18 protein-coding genes are annotated in these 19,388 nt (G+C 44.1%); 2 read left to right on the forward strand and 16 right to left on the reverse strand.

The features are described 5' to 3' along the window. The 10 genes from Z042_RS00755 to ubiT all read right to left on the reverse strand — a co-directional run bounded on the left by Z042_RS00755 (position 1) and on the right by ubiT (position 10,831). Positions 1 to 897, reverse strand: a complete 897-nt coding sequence (locus tag Z042_RS00755) for an alpha/beta fold hydrolase (protein WP_024912485.1) — start codon at positions 895 to 897, stop codon at positions 1 to 3. Beyond that, on the reverse strand, positions 898 to 2,166 hold the full coding sequence (locus tag Z042_RS00760; protein WP_024912484.1) for an ATP-grasp domain-containing protein: 1,269 nt from the start codon (positions 2,164 to 2,166) through the stop codon (positions 898 to 900). Continuing rightward, on the reverse strand, positions 2,163 to 3,101 hold the full coding sequence (locus Z042_RS00765; protein WP_024912483.1) for an alpha/beta hydrolase: 939 nt from the start codon (positions 3,099 to 3,101) through the stop codon (positions 2,163 to 2,165). The genes Z042_RS00760 and Z042_RS00765 overlap by 4 nt, the downstream gene beginning before the upstream one ends. 15 nt (positions 3,102 to 3,116) lie before the next feature. Beyond that, complete coding sequence (locus Z042_RS00770) at positions 3,117 to 4,400, reverse strand: MFS transporter (protein WP_024912482.1); 1,284 nt, start codon at positions 4,398 to 4,400, stop codon at positions 3,117 to 3,119. 16 nt (positions 4,401 to 4,416) lie between these two features. Then, on the reverse strand, positions 4,417 to 5,397 hold the full coding sequence (locus Z042_RS00775; RefSeq protein ID WP_024912481.1) for a class I SAM-dependent methyltransferase: 981 nt from the start codon (positions 5,395 to 5,397) through the stop codon (positions 4,417 to 4,419). A 48-nt stretch (positions 5,398 to 5,445) separates the two neighbouring features. Next, positions 5,446 to 5,703, reverse strand: coding sequence for a Rieske (2Fe-2S) protein (locus tag Z042_RS24680; RefSeq protein WP_162149746.1), 258 nt, complete (start codon positions 5,701 to 5,703; stop codon positions 5,446 to 5,448). A gap of 19 nt (positions 5,704 to 5,722) precedes the next feature. Beyond that, a complete protein-coding gene (locus tag Z042_RS00780) occupies positions 5,723 to 7,114 on the reverse strand; it encodes an iron-containing redox enzyme family protein (RefSeq protein WP_024912480.1) in 1,392 nt (463 codons plus the stop codon). Between the two features lie 862 nt (positions 7,115 to 7,976). Continuing rightward, entirely contained in the window at positions 7,977 to 9,173 is a 1,197-nt protein-coding gene (locus Z042_RS00785; protein WP_024912479.1) for an ATP-grasp domain-containing protein, read from the reverse strand. Positions 9,174 to 9,812: 639 nt separating this feature from the next. Then, complete coding sequence (locus Z042_RS00790) at positions 9,813 to 10,316, reverse strand: GNAT family N-acetyltransferase (RefSeq protein ID WP_024912478.1); 504 nt, start codon at positions 10,314 to 10,316, stop codon at positions 9,813 to 9,815. Then, a complete protein-coding gene (ubiT, locus tag Z042_RS00795) occupies positions 10,310 to 10,831 on the reverse strand; it encodes a ubiquinone anaerobic biosynthesis accessory factor UbiT (protein WP_024912477.1) in 522 nt (173 codons plus the stop codon). The genes Z042_RS00790 and ubiT overlap by 7 nt, the downstream gene beginning before the upstream one ends. A 263-nt stretch (positions 10,832 to 11,094) precedes the next feature. On the opposite strand from ubiT, the gene ubiU reads away from it, so the two are divergent. Both ubiU and Z042_RS00805 read left to right on the forward strand, forming a co-directional pair. After that, the gene (gene ubiU / locus Z042_RS00800; protein WP_024912476.1) at positions 11,095 to 12,090 is read left to right on the forward strand and encodes a ubiquinone anaerobic biosynthesis protein UbiU; all 996 of its coding nucleotides are present in this window, start codon (positions 11,095 to 11,097) and stop codon (positions 12,088 to 12,090) included. An 11-nt stretch (positions 12,091 to 12,101) separates the two neighbouring features. Beyond that, entirely contained in the window at positions 12,102 to 12,980 is an 879-nt protein-coding gene (locus Z042_RS00805; protein ID WP_024912475.1) for a U32 family peptidase, read from the forward strand. Positions 12,981 to 13,017: 37 nt separating this feature from the next. Here the strand turns inward: Z042_RS00805 and Z042_RS00810 are convergent, their stop codons facing one another. The 6 genes from Z042_RS00810 to Z042_RS00835 form a co-directional block, all read right to left on the reverse strand. Further along, positions 13,018 to 13,545, reverse strand: a complete 528-nt coding sequence (locus Z042_RS00810) for a fimbrial protein (RefSeq protein ID WP_154666854.1) — start codon at positions 13,543 to 13,545, stop codon at positions 13,018 to 13,020. A gap of 20 nt (positions 13,546 to 13,565) precedes the next feature. Then, a complete protein-coding gene (locus Z042_RS00815; protein ID WP_154666855.1) occupies positions 13,566 to 14,687 on the reverse strand; it encodes a fimbrial protein in 1,122 nt (373 codons plus the stop codon). Between the two features lie 27 nt (positions 14,688 to 14,714). After that, entirely contained in the window at positions 14,715 to 17,267 is a 2,553-nt protein-coding gene (locus tag Z042_RS00820; protein WP_045784772.1) for a fimbria/pilus outer membrane usher protein, read from the reverse strand. 52 nt (positions 17,268 to 17,319) lie between these two features. Beyond that, on the reverse strand, positions 17,320 to 18,045 hold the full coding sequence (locus tag Z042_RS00825) for a fimbrial biogenesis chaperone (protein WP_024912471.1): 726 nt from the start codon (positions 18,043 to 18,045) through the stop codon (positions 17,320 to 17,322). Positions 18,046 to 18,124: 79 nt separating this feature from the next. Next, a complete protein-coding gene (locus tag Z042_RS00830) occupies positions 18,125 to 18,694 on the reverse strand; it encodes a fimbrial protein (RefSeq protein ID WP_024912470.1) in 570 nt (189 codons plus the stop codon). A gap of 104 nt (positions 18,695 to 18,798) precedes the next feature. Next, positions 18,799 to 19,263, reverse strand: a complete 465-nt coding sequence (locus Z042_RS00835) for a winged helix-turn-helix domain-containing protein (protein WP_024912469.1) — start codon at positions 19,261 to 19,263, stop codon at positions 18,799 to 18,801. Between the last annotated feature and the right edge of the window lie 125 nt (positions 19,264 to 19,388).

The following is a 19,388-nucleotide window of genomic DNA, read 5'->3' on the forward strand; positions in this document are numbered from 1 at the left end:
TCAAGATTTACAATGAGCTCTGATGATATTCAACACCTTATCGTTCTCTTCAATAAAGGAAAATGAACCACTTCTCTCCAGAAATTGAAGATGAATATTTTTTCTTTCGAAGTCTTGTTGTAACTTTGGATAAAGAGCTCTATCAAAGCGACCTGCCAACACTATCATCGGTATCGCAATTTTATCTAGCAAGGGCCGGAAATCTGGAATATGCAAGAGTTGGCCACCAATACTAAAATCCACATCCTCACCACAAAAAATAGGATAGAGCTCAGTATTTCGTGCTCCAGGCTCAGTCATTAACTGATCAGCATTTTGGGGATTATAAAACCGTACAATTGATGCTCCTTTCGCAAAAAGAGCCTGCATCTCAGATGATGTAGAAACGTAACCATCACAGCGAAGATGTAATATTTCAGCCCAGACATCTGGCAGTTGAGTCTCAATCACCTTATTAATGTTTTCGTGGTTTTTTTGCCACATTTCAGGACTATGTAAGCTATTACATAACAGTACTGATTTAACCAAGTGAGAATGATTGATAGCAAGCTGTAAGCTAATTAGCCCACCATATGAGAAACCAAATAGATGGGCCCCTTGAGGAGCTAATTTTTCAAGCAGGCAAACAACGTCAAGAACATCATTTTCAAAAGTAATCTCTTCAAGGCAGTCCGGCTTATCGGAACAACCTCTACCAAAGAGATCGACATAGATGACACGAAACTCGCTGTGCAAAACATCAAAGTGTGGATGAAATATTACATGAGAACCAGCAGGGCCAAGTCCTGACAACAAAAGCAAGGGCTCTCCATCTCCAACTTCTTCAACCCAGATTTTTTTACCCCTAATATTATAAAATGAGCCAGGTGCATGTTGAAAACATTTAGTGGTAGTCATTTAATTATCCTCAATTGGTAAAAAAACTACTGCTTCAACTTCTCTAACAATATATATGTCATGTTCTATTTGAGCCTGATCATTACTCGCAAGCACAATAAACCCCAGTGCTAAGGTAGCAAATAAATCCCGTGTGGCTGGAACAGTCTGTTTTTCACGAATGTGTATGTTTCCGTCTAAAAAACTAGGAAGATCTTTAAGAGCATGTAACCGTTCAATATTCGTAACAACAGATTCTTGCATTGCATGAAAAAAAACAACTGTCATATATTTCAGCAACTGATATTTTGGTGGAGGAATGATATTTTGCGCAAAATACCGAACAGAACGATGAACTTGACTATCTCCCGTAGCGATAAAACAAAGGCGTGGATGGCCTCCACCATGTGGCCTAGCTCCAATCTCAATAAGCCTAGGGCCATTTTTTGTTAGCATGATTTCGACATGTGAGTTACCAAAGCAAATACCAAGAGCATTTAATACCTCTTTAGCATATGAAGCCAAAACATCAACAACAGGATCATCAGGTGAAAGCCACTCCATCCTATCGTAAATTGCCATTCCATTAGAATTATCTAGCTTAATATACTTGCAAATATTACAAACTGTATGAATCCCTTTATAACTAAACGTATCAACTACATACTCTGTCCCACTCAAATACTCTTGCACAAGAACCCTATCATTTATAATACCTAATCGATTAGGATGGTTGAGTAAGTTATAAAAAGCCTCTTTAAGTCCTTCACCTTTAGTAATTTTTTTTACACCATCGGTGCTGGCACTTTTGGGGGGTTTGACAACCAAGTCATTACCAACAAGCTCATTTTGATATAACCACGTTATTACTTTGGATAAATCGTTAGAGCAGATTTGCCTCATCATTGGCACACCCGCATCAATAACCGCTTGCCCCATCAACCCCTTATCCCGCCGAGCTAATGCGAGCTCTTTATCATTGGAAAGTTCAGGTACCACAAGAGGAGCCAATTTCTCTGCAAGTTCCACTCCAGACTCACAACCGGTTAACATACAGATAGGATTATAATCCCGTAATTGTAGGATAAGTGAATCTTGTAGCTCAGTTGCTGCAACATAAATAGCTGCAAAATCGTCAGGTCTATAAGAAGCTGCGTAAACGTCAGGAGGCTCCGGCTCAGATAGAACAGCAATCACCTTGCAACCCATCTGTGCAAAGATTGCTGCAAACAGGCTCCCTGAGGAATATGGATCAACAATGATGGCATAGCGTTCAATACTGGTATTCATGCCTCCTTCCTCGCTAGCATAGCTCTTATCTTCAAGCAATAACGATCCCACGCATCCTGTACTCCTTCGCTGAGAGCTCTTGCTCGGATGGCTGAATGCACAAGCCCTGGTTCAATAACCAACTCTACATCTACTTCGTGTTCCCTAAGCAATTTCGCATATTGCTTCGCGTCGATAGCAAGTGAATCTTTTTCTGCACTCATAATGTAAGCCATGGGAAGATTATCAAATCGACCTGAAACCAGAGGTGATACATAGGGGTGTGAAACTGTACTAGCCTTAGGGGCATAGCAGGCTGTATAGAACTCCATTTCTCCACCGGTCAGAAGAGGGGCATCATCTCCACCATTTCTCCATCTGGTAAAATCCAAGACAGGGCTAATTAGTGCTTGGCCGGATAGTTTTGGGCCATTTCTGTCACGACACATCATAGCAATCACAACCGCCATATTACCGCCCGAGCTGTCGCCCGCGATCACGATATTATTTGGATCTATACCTAACGTTGAAGCATTTTCTTTAGCATAAACAACCGCGTTATAACAATCTTCCAAAGCACTTGGAAATGGATGCTCTGGCGCTAACCGGAAATCTACAGCCATGACCTTGACTGCAGCTTTTGAGGCTATTTCTGCGGTAACAGTATGATGAGTATCAAGAGATCCCACCACAAATCCACCGCCACGGATATAAATCACTAACCCGTCACTTTCTAAATGATGTGGTTCATAAAGACGGAATGCCAAACTATTGCCATCGTATTCCAGATTTTGTTGGTACCATGAAACATCGTCAGGTAACTCATAAGGGAATTCAATTGTCAGGTTTTGATATAAACGACGCTGCTCCTGCAATGCATAGGTATAAAAATCAGGAGGCATAGCCGCATTACAGCGATCAACAAACTCTTTAATACCGGGAGCATAAGTAGTCATAAAAAATCCTTTTGATTAGCCATTCGCAGTGTCTGAACGTAATTTTGTATAAGGGATGCGCAGATCAGCCAAAATGCCTCTACGTATAAGTGGCAATAAACAAAGTATGCAACCCAGCCCACCAACCCATAATGTCCACTCAAGGCCAACATACTTGATGATCAAAGATGTAAATACACTCCCTAACGGGATTGCCCCCCAAATCATAAATCTCTGAACAGAGTTCACACGCCCTAATAGATCCAGTGGAGTTTCTGTTTGTCGTAATGTGAGGGAAGTAGGGCCAAATACTCCTTCCCCAAAGCCATGGAGTACACTCGCTGCAACGAGACCAACCACAGAACCCGCTGCACCAAAGATTGCAATGAAAAAAATCCCTACAACAGATGTCACAGCGCCAATGACTAACGTGTGTGAAACACCGAAATGAGCCATTAATTTGGGGGACAGTAAGTTCGCAAGTGGAAAACCCGCAGCAGCAGCACCAATGACAAAGCCGATGCCTACAGGAGAAAGGAGAAGAACATCCTTACAGTACAAAACCAGGCTGGTTTCGATAATAGTCAAGAAAAATACATAAATCGCACCACAACTAAACACGGGCTCTATTTTCGGGTGTGACATGACAAATTTTAAGCCAATCTTTATTTCCGTCATTAGAGAAGGACGTACATGTACTGTAGAGGGAGATATGTTTTTCTTGTTACTTCGAATCACACCAAGGGTTAAAGCAGAAATAAAGAACGATATACCATTCAATAGAATTGCCATAGGGGGAGCAAAAATTGCAATAATCGGGCCTGCAACCATCGGCCCCAATGTTCTTGCTATCGACTCTGAAAAAAATAACTTAGCATTCCCTTTTTGCAAATCCGATTTACAAGAATAGATTTCCGGCAAAAATGAATTATAGGCAACTTGAAAGAACACTGTTGCTATTCCAGCAATAAAAACCAATCCCATCAACAATGGAAATACCATCAGCCCCTTTATCGAAAGAATAGCAACCAATGTATAAACAACCATTTGAATGAGGTCTGCAAAAACCATTGTTTTACGCTTAGGCAACCGATCAACCAAGGCCCCCACAGGTAAACCAAACAACAAAAAAGGTGTAAACATCAAAAACGGCAGGAGTACGGCCTGAGCAGGGGAAGCTCCTACAACCAACACAGCAAGTAATGGAAGACCAATAACCAGAAACTGATTTCCGACTAAGCTAAGAGATTGACCAAACCACAATAAATTGAAGTCTCTATGTGTAGATGGCCGCGATGACTCCGTATCTTTTCCAACCATGAGCTATCCTCTTAAATTAACTTGCAATATTTTCCAATAAACATGGCTTAAGTTTTTTACCGAAATGTACACCGTCTAGATTAATTGATAGTTCTATTTTATATTCGTGCCCTTTTTGAATATATATTGGAGCGTCAAATAACTGCACAGCCTGCATCCAGTGGGAACGCGTATTTTGTGGGGCATTTGACAGATAAATATCATTTTTTAAGCAAAGATCAAACCAAAATACAATTCCGTGAGCAAGTGCGTTTGTGTTTGCGATAAATGTTAAATACTCATCTCGATCAAAAGAAGGATTTTCTTCAAAAACCTCGCTAAAGAATCTTACGGTATCACTGACTAAACGATGTGGCCAAGTCTGAAGTCTTACTGGAAAATAACCACTGGTTCTAAAATGGTTGAATGCACTAATATCCAGACCGAATATATCATCATAAACAAAATTTAAATTAGCAACATCCTGACTTGATAGCACACATGCATGCAAATTAGCAGCTCGAGGAATAAGTTCAGCACTGCGCTTCATTAGATTATTCTGTGCATGCAGTAACGCATACCCAAACCCTTCCCCCAAAAATCCGCAATCAACTGTTTCAGATATCATGACATCAATTTCTGCAGGCAGATCAACACCTGATATTAAATCAGTCGATAGTTTATTAATAACCGTTATATTTTTATGTAACCCATTGGCCCGAATTATTTCTTCAGCTTTTGCTGCAATTGACGAGTTTACTTCACATGTATATACATGCCGAGCTCCTTTTCGAGCAATCAGCATTGCTAAAAGCCCTGTACCTGTACCAATATCGAGAACTGTTTTATCAAAAAAACTTGTAGATTCAATTGCATCGAAAAATGCCTGGTTGCGCTGAATATCATTTAGCATAGCGAAATGCCACCGGGGTATATTCTTTATTTCATTTGATACCGTGTCATTTTTTATCACAACAGGACTAGAAAATTGAGGGAAACCTCTATTATCTGGCAACATATTAATCTCCTGTAGTAGAAGCAATTGCTATTTTTATAGTGATGTCATTCAAACGTTTCTTATTATTCTTTCAAAATTTTTCAAACCAACAAAAACTACATTTCCATTTTCTACATATGGAAGGTCTAAATATCTAATTCGGCATTTTTTAGTTTTATGATGATGCCAAGGGCAGATTATAAACTCGTTATCTACAATACCATGAGACAACGGCCCACCTCTATGCCAGCATGACATATCTTTGAACTCTAGCTTTCCCTCTTGGTTTTTAGATACGTGAATATATTTATTAGTAGTTTTTAACACTACTAACTCCAGTGGCATCTCAAATGATATAATTTGCATATTGACGATAGTCCCCAATGGAAAGTATTCTATATTTGCAATATTCCGACAGAACAAGTGCACCATGAAGTCTATTTTTGGCAATGACTACACATTGACCAGCTTCCAAATCAGTGAAACAATCGGGGCCGTGGCAAAAACGTAAGACACCTTCATCAACAATACAGAACTCATCACCATCATGTACATGTGGAACAGAAAGCTCCCCATTATGCTCATTAAGATGAGCCACGGGTATATTAGCAATATTAGCTAAGACATCTTTCTTTATATCCATTGCTAACTTAAGATATTTATTTCTATTTTCCATCCACGTTATCTGAGCCTTTAAATCGTCCTCCATAATTTTTTGAAGAGCACATGTCATCTCTATTCCCTTGACGAACTCTCTATAAATATTTGAACCAAATCTATCTGCTAACGGGATTAATATCTCGTTTAATGTCATATCACCATGATAACCATCAATATGTTCATGCTCGGAATAATACCTAGTATCTGAATCAGGAAAACAATATTTTAATACTGACTTAACCCGACCACAGTATGGTCCAAATGAATTTTCTGCATAGGTGATAGCACCAATATATTCAAAAAAATTCTCTGGGTTTCTGGTAAGCATGTGGAAATAATTATTATTTAAAAGTGAAGAGTTTAAATAAAAACTCCAGTAAGCATGTGAGTTATCATACATATTGACTGATTTTAGAGTTTCTTTGAATAAACTGCTATGCTTAGCCGAGTGTTTGCCATAACCAAACTCATCCAACAGAACGCGGAATAAAGCAGATTGAATTTCTCCATAATCTCCTTTAGCAAACCTCACCATATGTGAAGACTCCGGTAAAAAATCAACCGCATGCTGCATCAGAAGAAATCTCGCCATTAATTGGAGATCGCTCGATTGATGAATCATATCGATTGAATCCCCCTCTGTTACAGACGTGCGTTCAAGCTTAGTAATAAAATAATCTTGGAATAACTCTTTACTCCATTCACCACCGACTTTTATTTCGTTTTTTAGATTGCAAAATATTTTTCGCTCAAGCTCCGGAATAAGAACAGCAGCCTCCTCCCTTAGTTCCTTGTTATATACAATTCGTAGTTCTGCTACGATGTCATCCGACGACTCTGGCAAATAAAGAAAATCTTGCTCATACAAGACTGTTAAAATACGATTAAGTGTGAAAGTGGAATAGTTGAGCAAATTTTCCCGCGAGACATCTTGAAAATCTGTATAAGGAAATGATTGCGGTCGGAGTGGACGTTTCCAAACGTTATGATTTTCAGTCCAAAACGCGCCATCACGATAAATTTCGTACTGTCCCAGATATGAAAGTTGTTTCGTAAAGTAATTTTCTACTAGTGTCATTGTCTTTTTCCTTACTTATCATAGCCAAGTTTATTGGATTAATTCAGGAATCGGATATTTATTTTGACTTGCCAACACGCCTCACATCATATCTTTCACTAACAATTCAATTGTTATGATATGTGAAGAAATGTTTCTATGTTGCGTGTTTAAGTTAATTTATTTTTAACTATCCTACTAAAAACTCCGTTTCTTGCTTTTTAATTATTAAAACCACAAAATATATAAGTAATTGATGTCAATTGAGTTGGAACCCCATCTCTGATTTATAGGGTAAATGAGCCAGTTATGTTGGAAAAGACCAATCGGAAGTATTCTATACATCAGCATTTTTAATCGCTAATTCATACTCATACACAAGAAAAAGCCCATGGCAGATAAGAGCATTTCTACTCTTTCAGTATATAATTAATGCTCCTGTCTATCCTGAAGTTCAGTTCAAGTATTCAACATGTTGGCCGTAGTATGAAATCGCCATTTTCCCATATAGGGGTATGTAAGACTAAAGTTGATATGGTGTACCCATTCTGAAAACAGGTAGCACTCACAGGAGAAGTGGAAAAAAGTAAGTTAGGCTATTGGTTATACATGTATATATTAGTCATGCTTCAAGTTGCTGTATGCTGGCTTTATTATTCAACCCATTCGTAGATCTCACTCTTTTCGAAGTACTGCAAAAAAATTTTCAAATCTGTTCTTGTCAAATTTATCACTCTCCTGGAAACGATCTTGAGTAAACTACTGGGGCTCATAAGCCTCATCGACTGAGGCTTACCCTACGGCAAACACTGCACGAATCAGAACAAGCGTTACATATCAATTCGGTAAAGATTAAGTGAATGCTCTTATCCTGAATCATTTATTAAGTACATAATTCGATAACGAAGTGATTTATACGGCTTCTTAAATTATCTATCTGACTTGTATTTTCTATCCTCGCAATAAAATATGCAGGTCTTTCATAGTAACCAACTTGAGGATTCAAAACATCACCTTCTTTAACTACCACTTTATATTCCAACAAATCATCTAAGAATGATGGTTCCAAGCTAGTGATAGATTCAACCTTACCACCGAGGCTCACTGAGAATTGAATAGTTGTTATAGTTGATTGATGTTTATCAATACATGGGACTATACCAAATACAAGATAGTTTATATAATCCAAATATACTTTACTACCGATCGAGTATTCAATCAATTTCGTTATGTAGTCACCACCGAAACGACTATGCACTTCTATAATTTCTATACAACCATCAACAACTTTAAACTCAATGTGGAATGGACAAAGAAACATCCCTAGCGATTTAAAAAATGATTTTAAAGATGGTACTAATACTTCAATCAACGGATGGTTAGGGCAAAATGCATGCCCTACTTCTACAAAGTAAGGTGCTCCAGTAGTTTGTTTTTCAGTTATTCCATATATATGAATGGTATTATCGAGCAAAACACCTTCAACACTATACTCCGCACCAGAAATAAAACTTTCAATAACTAAATCACAATCTCTCGAGTATGGATTATTATTAATGCGATTGACATAATTTATAATTTCTTTTTTACTTTCAATGAATTGAACTCCTATGCCACCTGTTAAATTTGATGGTTTAACTATAGCGGGGAAGCCAAAATCTAACAATGTAGAATACAATTCAATTATATTACACTTGCGAGAATGCACTTGCGTAAGTTTGTCTCTTAAAAAAGATTGGCGCATGAGGTATTTATTTGTCGAGTTAAGTTCAACCTCATAACTGTGCCCACGCATTCCTAACTCATCACGAATACGTGCACTATCAATAAGGCCCGCTTCAGGAAAAGATATAACATTATCCAACTTAAGAAATTGAACTAATTCTACCAAACAATCTAGCTCATATGAATCACATGATGCCAATTTTACATTTGCAGAAAGAGACTCTTTATTTACTGTGGCCAATCTATTGGATAAATCTATTAAATATACGTCACCTTCAAAAAAAGACAATTGGTCTGTTACTTGACGCAAACTATCTATATTAAATGGAATTCTAATTATGCCAATTTTTTTCATTTTTCACATCCTGTATTTTAATTAAAAGATATATTTATACAATATCAATCAATTAGTCATGATTGAGGTATTGTAAATAGAAAAAATGATTGACACTCAGTTCTACAATTAATGACACCTCCTCACAATGAATAAATCAAATAAGCATTACCCTATATCAACTAAAATGATCATAGATTACTTTAGTTCTGGAATTGCTTAAATACACTCTGTTTGTTGCTTTCTAATTACTAAATATCTCACACAAAACATTAAGCGGTACTTCGACCGAATATTCATAGCATACAGCTATCTTATGTTGCTACTCGTTCGCAACCATCAGTATTTGTTCAAAAAACACCATACTCTCTAATTGGGTAACAGCATAAAAGACTAATAACACACTGTTTCTACCGCACTCTTTTATATCCTTTAAAATCAATTTACTAGTCATGTACGAAAAGTCGCGATGGCTGTATTCCCCGCTAAAACTATCCAGCTGAATTTAATCAATTTATTCCAATATAAAAAATTCACCCAATATTCAGCGATATCAAAGAGCTTTAGCGGGGTAAAAATAATGCCTATAAAACCAGAAGGGGCGGACGAGACGAACATTACCAAAGAGAGGGAGTTCCCCCTCTTTTATCTTAAAACCAATCAAAACCGATTAAACGGTGCCGAATACTCTACTAACCCATCCACGCCATTCAAAGCATCTGCGGCCAGCGGATAAACCTGAAACGCCGCTTCCGTACCCGGCCAACGGCAGTGCAGAGCATACTGGGCAGCGGTTTGGAAACCAAAACGCCCGTAATAGGCCGGATCGCCCAGTACAACGACAGCGGCATAGCTGAATTCGTTCAGCGCATCCAGCCCTTCGTATACCAGCTTCTCGCCCAGCCCTTGGCGGCGCAGGCTTTCTTCAACCGCTAATGGCGCAAGCCCTACCCACTGGCGATCAACCCCTGCGACATCAACCGGGCTGAAAGCCGCATAACCGACAACGCCACCTTCATCGTCGGTTGCCACAATGCCCAGCGTCAATAAACCGTCTTCACGCAATTGCTGCACCAGATCGGCTTCGTCATCACGCCCGAAAGCCTTGCGCAGTAACGCATCAATACCCGCCGCATCAACCGGAATTTCAACGCGGATCAGCATGGCTGCGGCACACGGGAGGATTGCACCGTGCCCTCCTGCAAACCTGCTTCAACAAAGTCTGCCAATTGCAACAGGCCAACACGCAGCGGCGTTGGCATGGCATCCAGATCGATAGCATCCATCAGATTCTTTACGTACAGGCCCAATTCGGTATCTCCTTCAATCCGCAGCCGCCGCTGGAAAAACAACGTATCGGGATCTTGCTTACGCGCTGCAATTAAAATCAGATCGTTGGCATCGCCGCTAAAACTGACATCAGCCTCAGCCTGTTGACTCACCACCAGCCGATTATTTTCAACCGTCATAAACCATTGCAGCGCCAGATCGCGCACTTCGATTTTCAACCAGCGTGACTCAAGAAATTCTAAATCCCCGTCTGCCAGCGCCTGACGAAACTGCCAACCCAACACCTGTTCCAAAAGCTGACGCTGTAGAGCAAAGGGGGTGAATTTTAGCGGCACACGCAACAGCGACGGCCCCTGGCGCACAAGGCGTGCTCGTAATTTTTCCAACACTGTCATTCACTCCTTTCCACTCAGTCTGCCGTTATTTTGCCACATTGATGCGCTGCGTAACCGGTCTATATCAAAAAATCGTGCAATTAACCTGCATAGCCACCTTTCTATCAATACGCCAGAAACTGCCTCAAATCAAAACCTGTTAACTGCGGGTTCACTAAAATTGTCACCCCGTTTACATTAATTGCCGGGTGAAAAAATTGACCGGCAACCATTATCACAGCATATGCCTGGCATACGGCTGAATCAGGATGAGATCTATGGAGCTGCTTTGCCCCGCCGGTAATCTGCCGGCCTTGAAAGCTGCGGTGGATAATGGCGCAGACGCCGTTTACATCGGCTTGAAAGACGATACCAACGCGCGCCACTTCGCCGGGTTGAATTTTACCGAGAAGAAGTTGCAGGAAGCCGTCGATTATGTCCACCAGCATGGCCGCAAGCTGCACATCGCCATCAATACCTTTGCTCACCCCAACGGTTATGCACGCTGGCAACGTGCCGTTGAGATGGCGGCACAGCTGGGTGCCGATGCGTTGATCCTGGCCGATCTGGCGATGCTGGAATACGCCGCAGAACGCTACCCGCAGGTAGAACGCCATGTTTCGGTGCAGGCTTCCGCCACTAATGAAGAAGCCATCCGTTTTTATCAACGCCACTTTGCTGTCAGCCGCGTGGTGCTGCCACGGGTGCTGTCGATGCATCAGGTAAAACAGCTTTCGCGCACCAGCCCGGTGCCGCTGGAAGTCTTCGCCTTCGGTAGTTTGTGTATCATGGCGGAAGGGCGCTGTTATCTCTCTTCCTACCTGACCGGCGAATCGCCCAATACCGTGGGCGCCTGTTCGCCAGCCCGCTTTGTCCGTTGGCAGCAAACGCCGCAAGGGATGGAGTCACGCCTGAATAACGTGCTGATCGACCGTTATCAGGACGGCGAAAACGCCGGTTATCCAACGTTGTGTAAAGGGCGCTATCTGGTGGATAACGTGCGTTATCACGCGCTAGAGGAACCCACCAGCCTGAACACGCTGGAACTGCTACCGGAGCTGTTTGCCGCCAATATCGCCTCGGTGAAGATCGAAGGCCGCCAGCGTAGCCCAGCGTATGTCAGCCAGGTGGCTCGCGTCTGGCGGCTGGCTATTGATCGCTGTAAAGCCAACCCGGCCGCTTATCAGGCCGATACCGCCTGGATGGAGGCGCTGGGCGCCATGTCCGAAGGCACTCAGACCACACTCGGTGCGTATCACCGCAAATGGCAGTAGCAGGAGAAACCATGAAATACGCATTAGGCCCGGTGCTCTACTATTGGCCCAAAACCGATGTGGAAGCCTTTTATCAGCAAGCGGCCAACAGCAGCGCCGATATTATCTATCTCGGCGAGAGCGTCTGTACCAAACGGCGTGAACTGAAAGTGGGCGACTGGCTGGCGCTGGCGCAGGAGATCGCCAAATCCGGCAAACAGGTGGTCATTTCTACGCTGGCGCTGTTGCAGGCACCTTCGGAATTGAACGAACTGAAGCGTTATGTGGAAAACGGCGAGTTTCTGATCGAAGCCAACGATCTCGGTACGGTGAATATGGCCGCCGAGCGCGGTTTGCCATTTGTGGCCGGGCATGCCCTGAATTGCTATAACGCTTATACCCTACGCCTGTTGCACAAACAGGGGATGACGCGCTGGTGTATGCCGGTCGAGCTTTCCCGCGATTGGTTGGTAAACCTGCTCGTGCAATGTGAAGAGTTGGGATTCCGCCAACAGTTTGAGGTGGAAGTGCTGAGCTACGGTTATCTGCCACTGGCTTATTCCGCACGTTGCTTTACCGCACGCTCAGAAAACCGCGGCAAAGATGAGTGCGAAACCTGCTGTATCAAATATCCACAGGGGCGTGCCATGCGTTCGCAGGAAAATCAGCAAGTGTTTGTGCTGAACGGGATCCAGACCATGAGCGGATATTGCTACAACCTGGGTAACGAACAGGTCGGGATGCAAGGGCTGGTGGATATTGTGCGCCTGTCACCGCAGGGAGTGGAAACATTGGCGGTGATCGAGCACTTTCGGGCCAACCAGCAAGGAGCACAACCATTGGTGCTAACCGATCAGGCAGAGTGCAACGGTTATTGGCGGCGCATGGCCGGGCTGGAGTTGGTGCCGTAACCTTTGGTAAAGGGGAGATTGTTTCTCCCCTCTCCAATCAATCGTAGGTGATATTAAACTGTATCGCGCTTTTCACTTTACCGGGAGTGGCCCGCCCGGTGGCGTAATACTCATATTGAATATCACACTGGCTCTGGTTATTGACGATAACCGCGCAGCCAACGCGCGGGCTGGTGCGCAGATCCAGCGGCGTATCATTCATCAGCAACCTGATTTCGACATTTTTGGCCTCATCATTCAGGGTGTTGATCAGGTTGCCAGTCTCCGCATTGACGGTAGCGCCGTTGTTTAACGTAATATAGGGCGTGTATCCGTTGGTACAATGCACTCCGCCCAGATAGATACTGCCTTGTGAACGGCTATGGGTCATACCCAGGCTATGCAGGTTCCCCATGAATACCTGCGGTAGCGCCCAATCGTAAGTTTTGTTCACTTGCCCATCAACGCTGTCAAAATAACAGGTGGCTGACTTAATGAAACCAGTGACATTTAGCACACCACTGGAAGAAGCCTGCGCGCTTGCCCCACAGCAAAGCAGCACCAGCAGAGAGATTGTTCTCAACATACCCATTTCACTGCTCCCGCTCACTGATAGGTGATCATAAACTCTATTTGTGCATCAGCCTTGCCTGCCCGGATAGGGGTCGCGGTCTGAATATAAGTGGCTTTAACACCCAGGTTGTAATCACTGCCACGATCTTCAAGGAAGGTTATATAGTTAGCCAGATCAATATTCTGATTGAATTTAGCAATCTGATAATCACCGTTTTCCTGCTTTAAACTCAGTTGTACCCCAACCCCCTGCGCCGCATCCCCTGCCACGTTATTCAGCTTCGAGATCCCCTGTTCGGCATTTTCGAATCCATTGCGCGGCGTCAGCCTGATGCTGACAACGTTGGGTTTGAATACACCGTAGGAAGTGGTGCCATAAAACGCAGGGCAGCCTGAAAGGACGATATTGGTTTCAGCACTACCGACAGTACTGCCAACCCCATTAAATTCATCCGGGTAATGCTCCTCCCCAAGCGGTAGATAATAGTTACTGCCAACATTGCAGGTTGCCGGGAGCACCATCAGGCTGCCTGATATCGCCGTTCTTCGATAGATAAAACTACCGCCGTTGCCTTCAAACGCTGTCGTAAACCTCGGGAGATCGCTGCTGCTAATCGTACCACTGCCAACGCTATTGGCGGTTTTGATAAAATCAATGTTAAAGCTGATCGGAGTTTCATTCTGCTGACCGGTAAAATTAATCACGCTGTCGCTGTTGAGCGATAAATACCCCGAGAGCCTTCCAGGGACGGTCAAACTCGATCCGCTGTTACCATCTGGAGTACCCTGCGACAGTGCAACACCAACCCCTGGGACATTGGTATTAAATACGTACGGGAAAGTAGCGTTGCTGTAGCCTGACTGACCATAAGGAGCCGGGCTAGCCAACTCGGTAACCAGATTGTAGATACCTGCCCTGCAAAATATTTTGGCACCGTTGCCGTTGGTCTGCATACGCAGAGAATAGAGCAGGCTACCAACAGGTAGATCATCCCCTACGGTTACAGAGCCACCAATCGTCAAACGGGTTTCGAGAATATTATTAACAGTGGAGGTGCTATCCCATTCACAGCCCGCAGCTATAGCGTTTGGCATATATAGCCCCGCCCCAAGCATCAGCGGTATCACCATTCCTGGCACGATTCTTCTTTTCATCTTTTCTCTCATTGGCCTTGCACCCCGTTATTGGCAGACGCCCTGAATCACCTGTCTGCTCTCCTCAGGTGATGAGGATGGCAACGAATAATGGATACTGCAGTATTCTGCCTGAGCATCTCCCCATCTCACTTGCAGGACACCAGACTGGGCAAGATCATGAGCCACCACCAGGCTTGCCTGCCCAACCACGCCGATGACGTTGTTCTGCGCATCATAGACGTTGGCTGCAAAAGGCAATGGTTTACCGTCCTGTCGCTTCGCTTTGATGTAGGTCGCTTTGCTGCGCTTGGTTTCATAATCAAGCAATACCAGTGCGCCAGCACGGGGAACCGCGGTACTTTTACTGGATAACAGCTCAACATCCTGTGAGGTGCCTTTTGGATCGAGATCCACCTGGTTCAGGTAGTAAGGCCGCAGATAAGGCACAATTGCATAGCCAAAATGATCAACCTGTACACCGGAAGCATTGGTGACCAGTGCCCCTTTGGCACCAGGGGCACGCACCAGACCACTGGTTTCCCCCATTGATTGCCCCAGCGTAATGCCGCCACGGTGAACCACGATGGCGCCGTCAATGCCAGAAGATACCTGCCGGTTACCCTGACCATAGCTGTAACTGGCGTTCATATTCGCCTGTGGAGCACGGTAACCAATGCCGCTGTTGAAAAAATTGCCGTTTGATGCAGTATCCCGGCTGGCGCTGACCACATAGTTAAACTGATTCTGCTCGCCGGCATTCCCCGACAGCCCGATCAAGCCATTGCTACCTTTGCTGTCAGTGGTTCCCGTCATATTGAGCGTTGGCGCATATGTGCTTGAACCCAACGGGAGTGAAAGGCTCAGCGTATACTGGGTTTCCCGCCGATCCGGCTGATTATCTTGCCCTCCAGTAAACTGGCCGCTCAACGTTCTATTTACCGCCAGCGTATAACTGAGGTTGCGCCAGAAATTGCTATAACCGATTTGCATGCTCTGCTGTGAACCATTCTGGTTCCAGTAAGTAATGTGGTTACCGGTGGCATACAGGCTTCCCCAGCCTTGCCCCAGTGGCTGACTCACTGAAAGCGTAAACATGCTGCGTTGCCGCCCATAGGTATCGATATTTTCATTACGATGAGCCAGATCGCGCAGTTGCACCGCATCATTCAGGCTTAAGAAACCATCGGTTGAGTAACGGTAGGCCATCACGGAGAAGCTGGTCTGTGTTTCTGCATAAACCTGGCTGAATCCGACGCGGTAGCTTTGCCCTGAACGTTGCCGTTGGTACGGCAGACGGGTTTGTGCCTGAGTGACGTCCAGAGAAACCGCACCAAAAGGCGTATTCAAGGCACTGCCCATCAAAACAGACAGGTAACCTTCACTGAAAACGGCCCCGGTATAGCCAGTCAGGAGATTGTTCAAGCCACGCTGATAGGTCAGGCTGCCAAAGGCAGGCTTCTCACTCAGCCCCACCGTATTCACCTCGCCCACTGCGGCCTCGTAACGGCCCACGCCGGGCCGCAACATCTGCGTCACTGCGGCATAAGGAACCGCAAAAGATCTCACCTGCCCATTGGCTTCTTCTACCCGCACCGTCAACTCGCCACCGTAACTGGTAGGGTAGAGATCGTTGATCTCAAACGGCCCCGGTGAAACGGTGGTGGTATAAATGGTAAAGCCATTCTGCACAATGGTCACTCGGGCGTTGGTATTGGCAACACCACGCACCACAGGGGCATAACCGCGCAGGGAATCAGGCAGCATACGATCATCTGAATACAATCTGGCACCGCGAAAACGGATACCGTCAAAAAATTCACCGCTGGTAAACGCATCACCGACGATCAACTGGGATTTCAACACCGGGATATCGCGGCCCACATAGGTGGAGGTGCTTTTATATCCGTCGTTTCCTCCTGAAGACCAGTTGATTGATCCATTGTTACGCACACGCCAGGGGCCGACATTCAGACCATTGCGCAACCCAAGATAGCTATAAGTATTGGTGTTTTTCCGCTGCCTGGACTGGTATACGTTAGCGTTATAGTTAACCATCAGGGCTGTCAGGCCGTCTTCCCACAGCGTGGGGTTGACATAACCACGCGGTGTTTTATTCAATAATAATTGCGGTATCGACAGCGTCAGCTTTTGTTCTCCAGAATCAAAACTGGCCGACGCTCCTGGCAGGATCTCGCTGAGAGAACCGCAATACCCTACGGCCTCTAACTGGTTCAGTTGCAGCGGGGGGATTTGCGCCAGCAGCTGCTTTTCACTCAGATTAAGCAAAGAAAAAAAACTGCCGCTATAGCAAGGAGTGGTGGCGTAGAGATTACCAGGTTGCGCTTTGAAACGGATCTCCTCGTAGCCAAGTGGTTCGCCGTTGAGCTCAATCATCGTGTTATAGACGCCAGGAACAACGATATTACCGCGGTTGAACTGAGCAGGATCGAACTTTCCGGCTTTGCCGCCAGGAAAAAAACTGGGATCAAATCTCACTTCTTCCGGTGATTCTGCTGCATAGGCAGATGTAACCGACATCATGGCGCAGGAAAGTAACCATTTAAGCCCCATTTTTCTTGCTGGTTTATACGTAGTCATAGCGTCCTTGACGACAATCAGATAAGCCAATAATCCTGAAAAAACGATAGTACTAACGACTTAACGGGTAGGTTTTTTCAACAAAAGCCCCGTAATCATTGATCGCATTAGCCGTTACTGTATTTGGTAACCCTCCAGGGGTTTTACCATTGTGTTTGACTTGGAAAACCTGTTCCGAGAAGGGAGCAATCATGCCGCCATCACTCCCAGCCATCGCCGCTTTCCCCTTGTCAGAAAGCAGTATGGAGGAGTAGCTGATGTAATAAGGGGTAGGATTTTTGCCGATAAGTTTTTCCCCTTGTAAACGCCAACTCACCTGTTCAAGGATGCCAGGTGATAAGTCTTCCAACGCTGCCGGGCGATAAAACACTTTCAGGCGGTTGCGATAAGCAATAGAAAGATAATTCTTGTCTTCTTTCGATTGCGGGGGCACTTCAAGGACGTTGATCCAGTAAAGCGTTTCGCGATCGGTTGCCTGATTTGTGGTCGGTGTTACGGCAATACGTAAGGTTTGAGCTTTGGTTGGTTCAATGCGTGAAACGGGGGGCATAATAGTAAAAGGTGCATCGCTCTCCTCAGGAGGGGAATTAGGATCGCCGCTGTCAATCCAGGATTGCACCAATAAGGGAACGTGACTTTTATTTTCCAGTTTCAGCGTGACTTCTCTTTCATTAGCAGGATAGATAACGCGAGTACCAGAAATAACAAGACCCGCTTGCAGACATGAGGAGAATAATGCTGATATAAGCAGCAGTGTTGACAACCAATATCTTTCCATGAAGGGAAAACTGCCTCGCAAATATAAAACGATTAGATAGGCCCTGATTTAAACAGGGCCCTGTTATTACACTGATAGCTTACTGATAGACGATGCTGTATTTAACCGTAGAGGCGACTCGGCCGGCCTCAGCAGGACCACCAACTGCAATATACTGACCATAGTATGAGTATACTGCAGTATTATTTGCGATGGTTTTTGATGCATAGTTATTAGCACCGGTCCACAGGTTAATCGGGTTATTGGTTTCACCATTCAGGATTTGTACCTGAACGTTTTGTGCCCGGTTCACAGAAACATCGGTATTCTTCAGCCAGCCAGTCCCTTGATCGATAGCTGGGCTAGTCGGCTCAAAATACACCTGTGCAATTTTCCCGTTGGTGCAGTTGGTATCCGTCGCACCACCCAGAGTTATTTTAAACGGCGTGGCATTTGCTGTAGCACCCGCCGCATTCAGTGCGCTGACTTGCACCGTTTTCAGATCGACGTTCACATCAACCGCGCCATTTGGAGTCTGGCCGTTGATCAGACAGGTCGTCGCAATGACTTCACCAACAAAATTGATGTTGCCATCAATGGCAAAAGCAGGAACCGTAGCAAAACCACCCATAACACATGCGAGCGTTATTAATAGAGTATTTCTTTTCATTGACATGATTATCCTGTTAATTGACCTTCAACACCCCGAGTCTTTAAGTTAAAACTTAGACTCAGAGCCATTATTTCACCGCAAAGTGAAATCCTGTCTCCCTATTAACTAGCTGTACCCAAAAAAATATACAAAGGTACAATCAACGCTCCTTGCAACGTATATCCCTTTCCGCGAGAGGCCCTAATAAAACTCTCATCAATACCGATTGTGGTCAGTCGAGCCTTAAGTTCACTCATCACCTGAGTGAGTCTGGTAGAAGAGGAGGATAGATTATAGTGCTCCCAAACATGTACCAAAAGCTCCTGATTAGAAACATAATTAAAACTGGCATTCGCCAATAAATAAAGTAACAACCGCATCATCGTTTCGCGCAACTTCAAATAATTGCTAAAACGGCAATCAAAATGGTTGCTATATTCGATAGTATTATATAGCTTTATTACCGTACCTGATTTAATATCTACCTGAAACTCATCATTTATGATATAGCCAAAAAGAGACAGTTCTTTTTGAGAGACTCTGATATTTGAAAATTCTGCATCATCCTTTTGACTCATGGTATCCATTATCACTCCATAATAATACTACTACTTCTTCTACTTGCTACCACCTCCTGACGTTTTATTTATAGGGTAGAGGTTCTGTATATAGTTAGTTAGATATATTATTGACTAGGATATGAATGTCAATT

Origin of the sequence: Chania multitudinisentens RB-25, assembly GCF_000520015.2 — a bacterium.
GTDB classification, from domain to species: domain Bacteria; phylum Pseudomonadota; class Gammaproteobacteria; order Enterobacterales; family Enterobacteriaceae; genus Chania; species Chania multitudinisentens.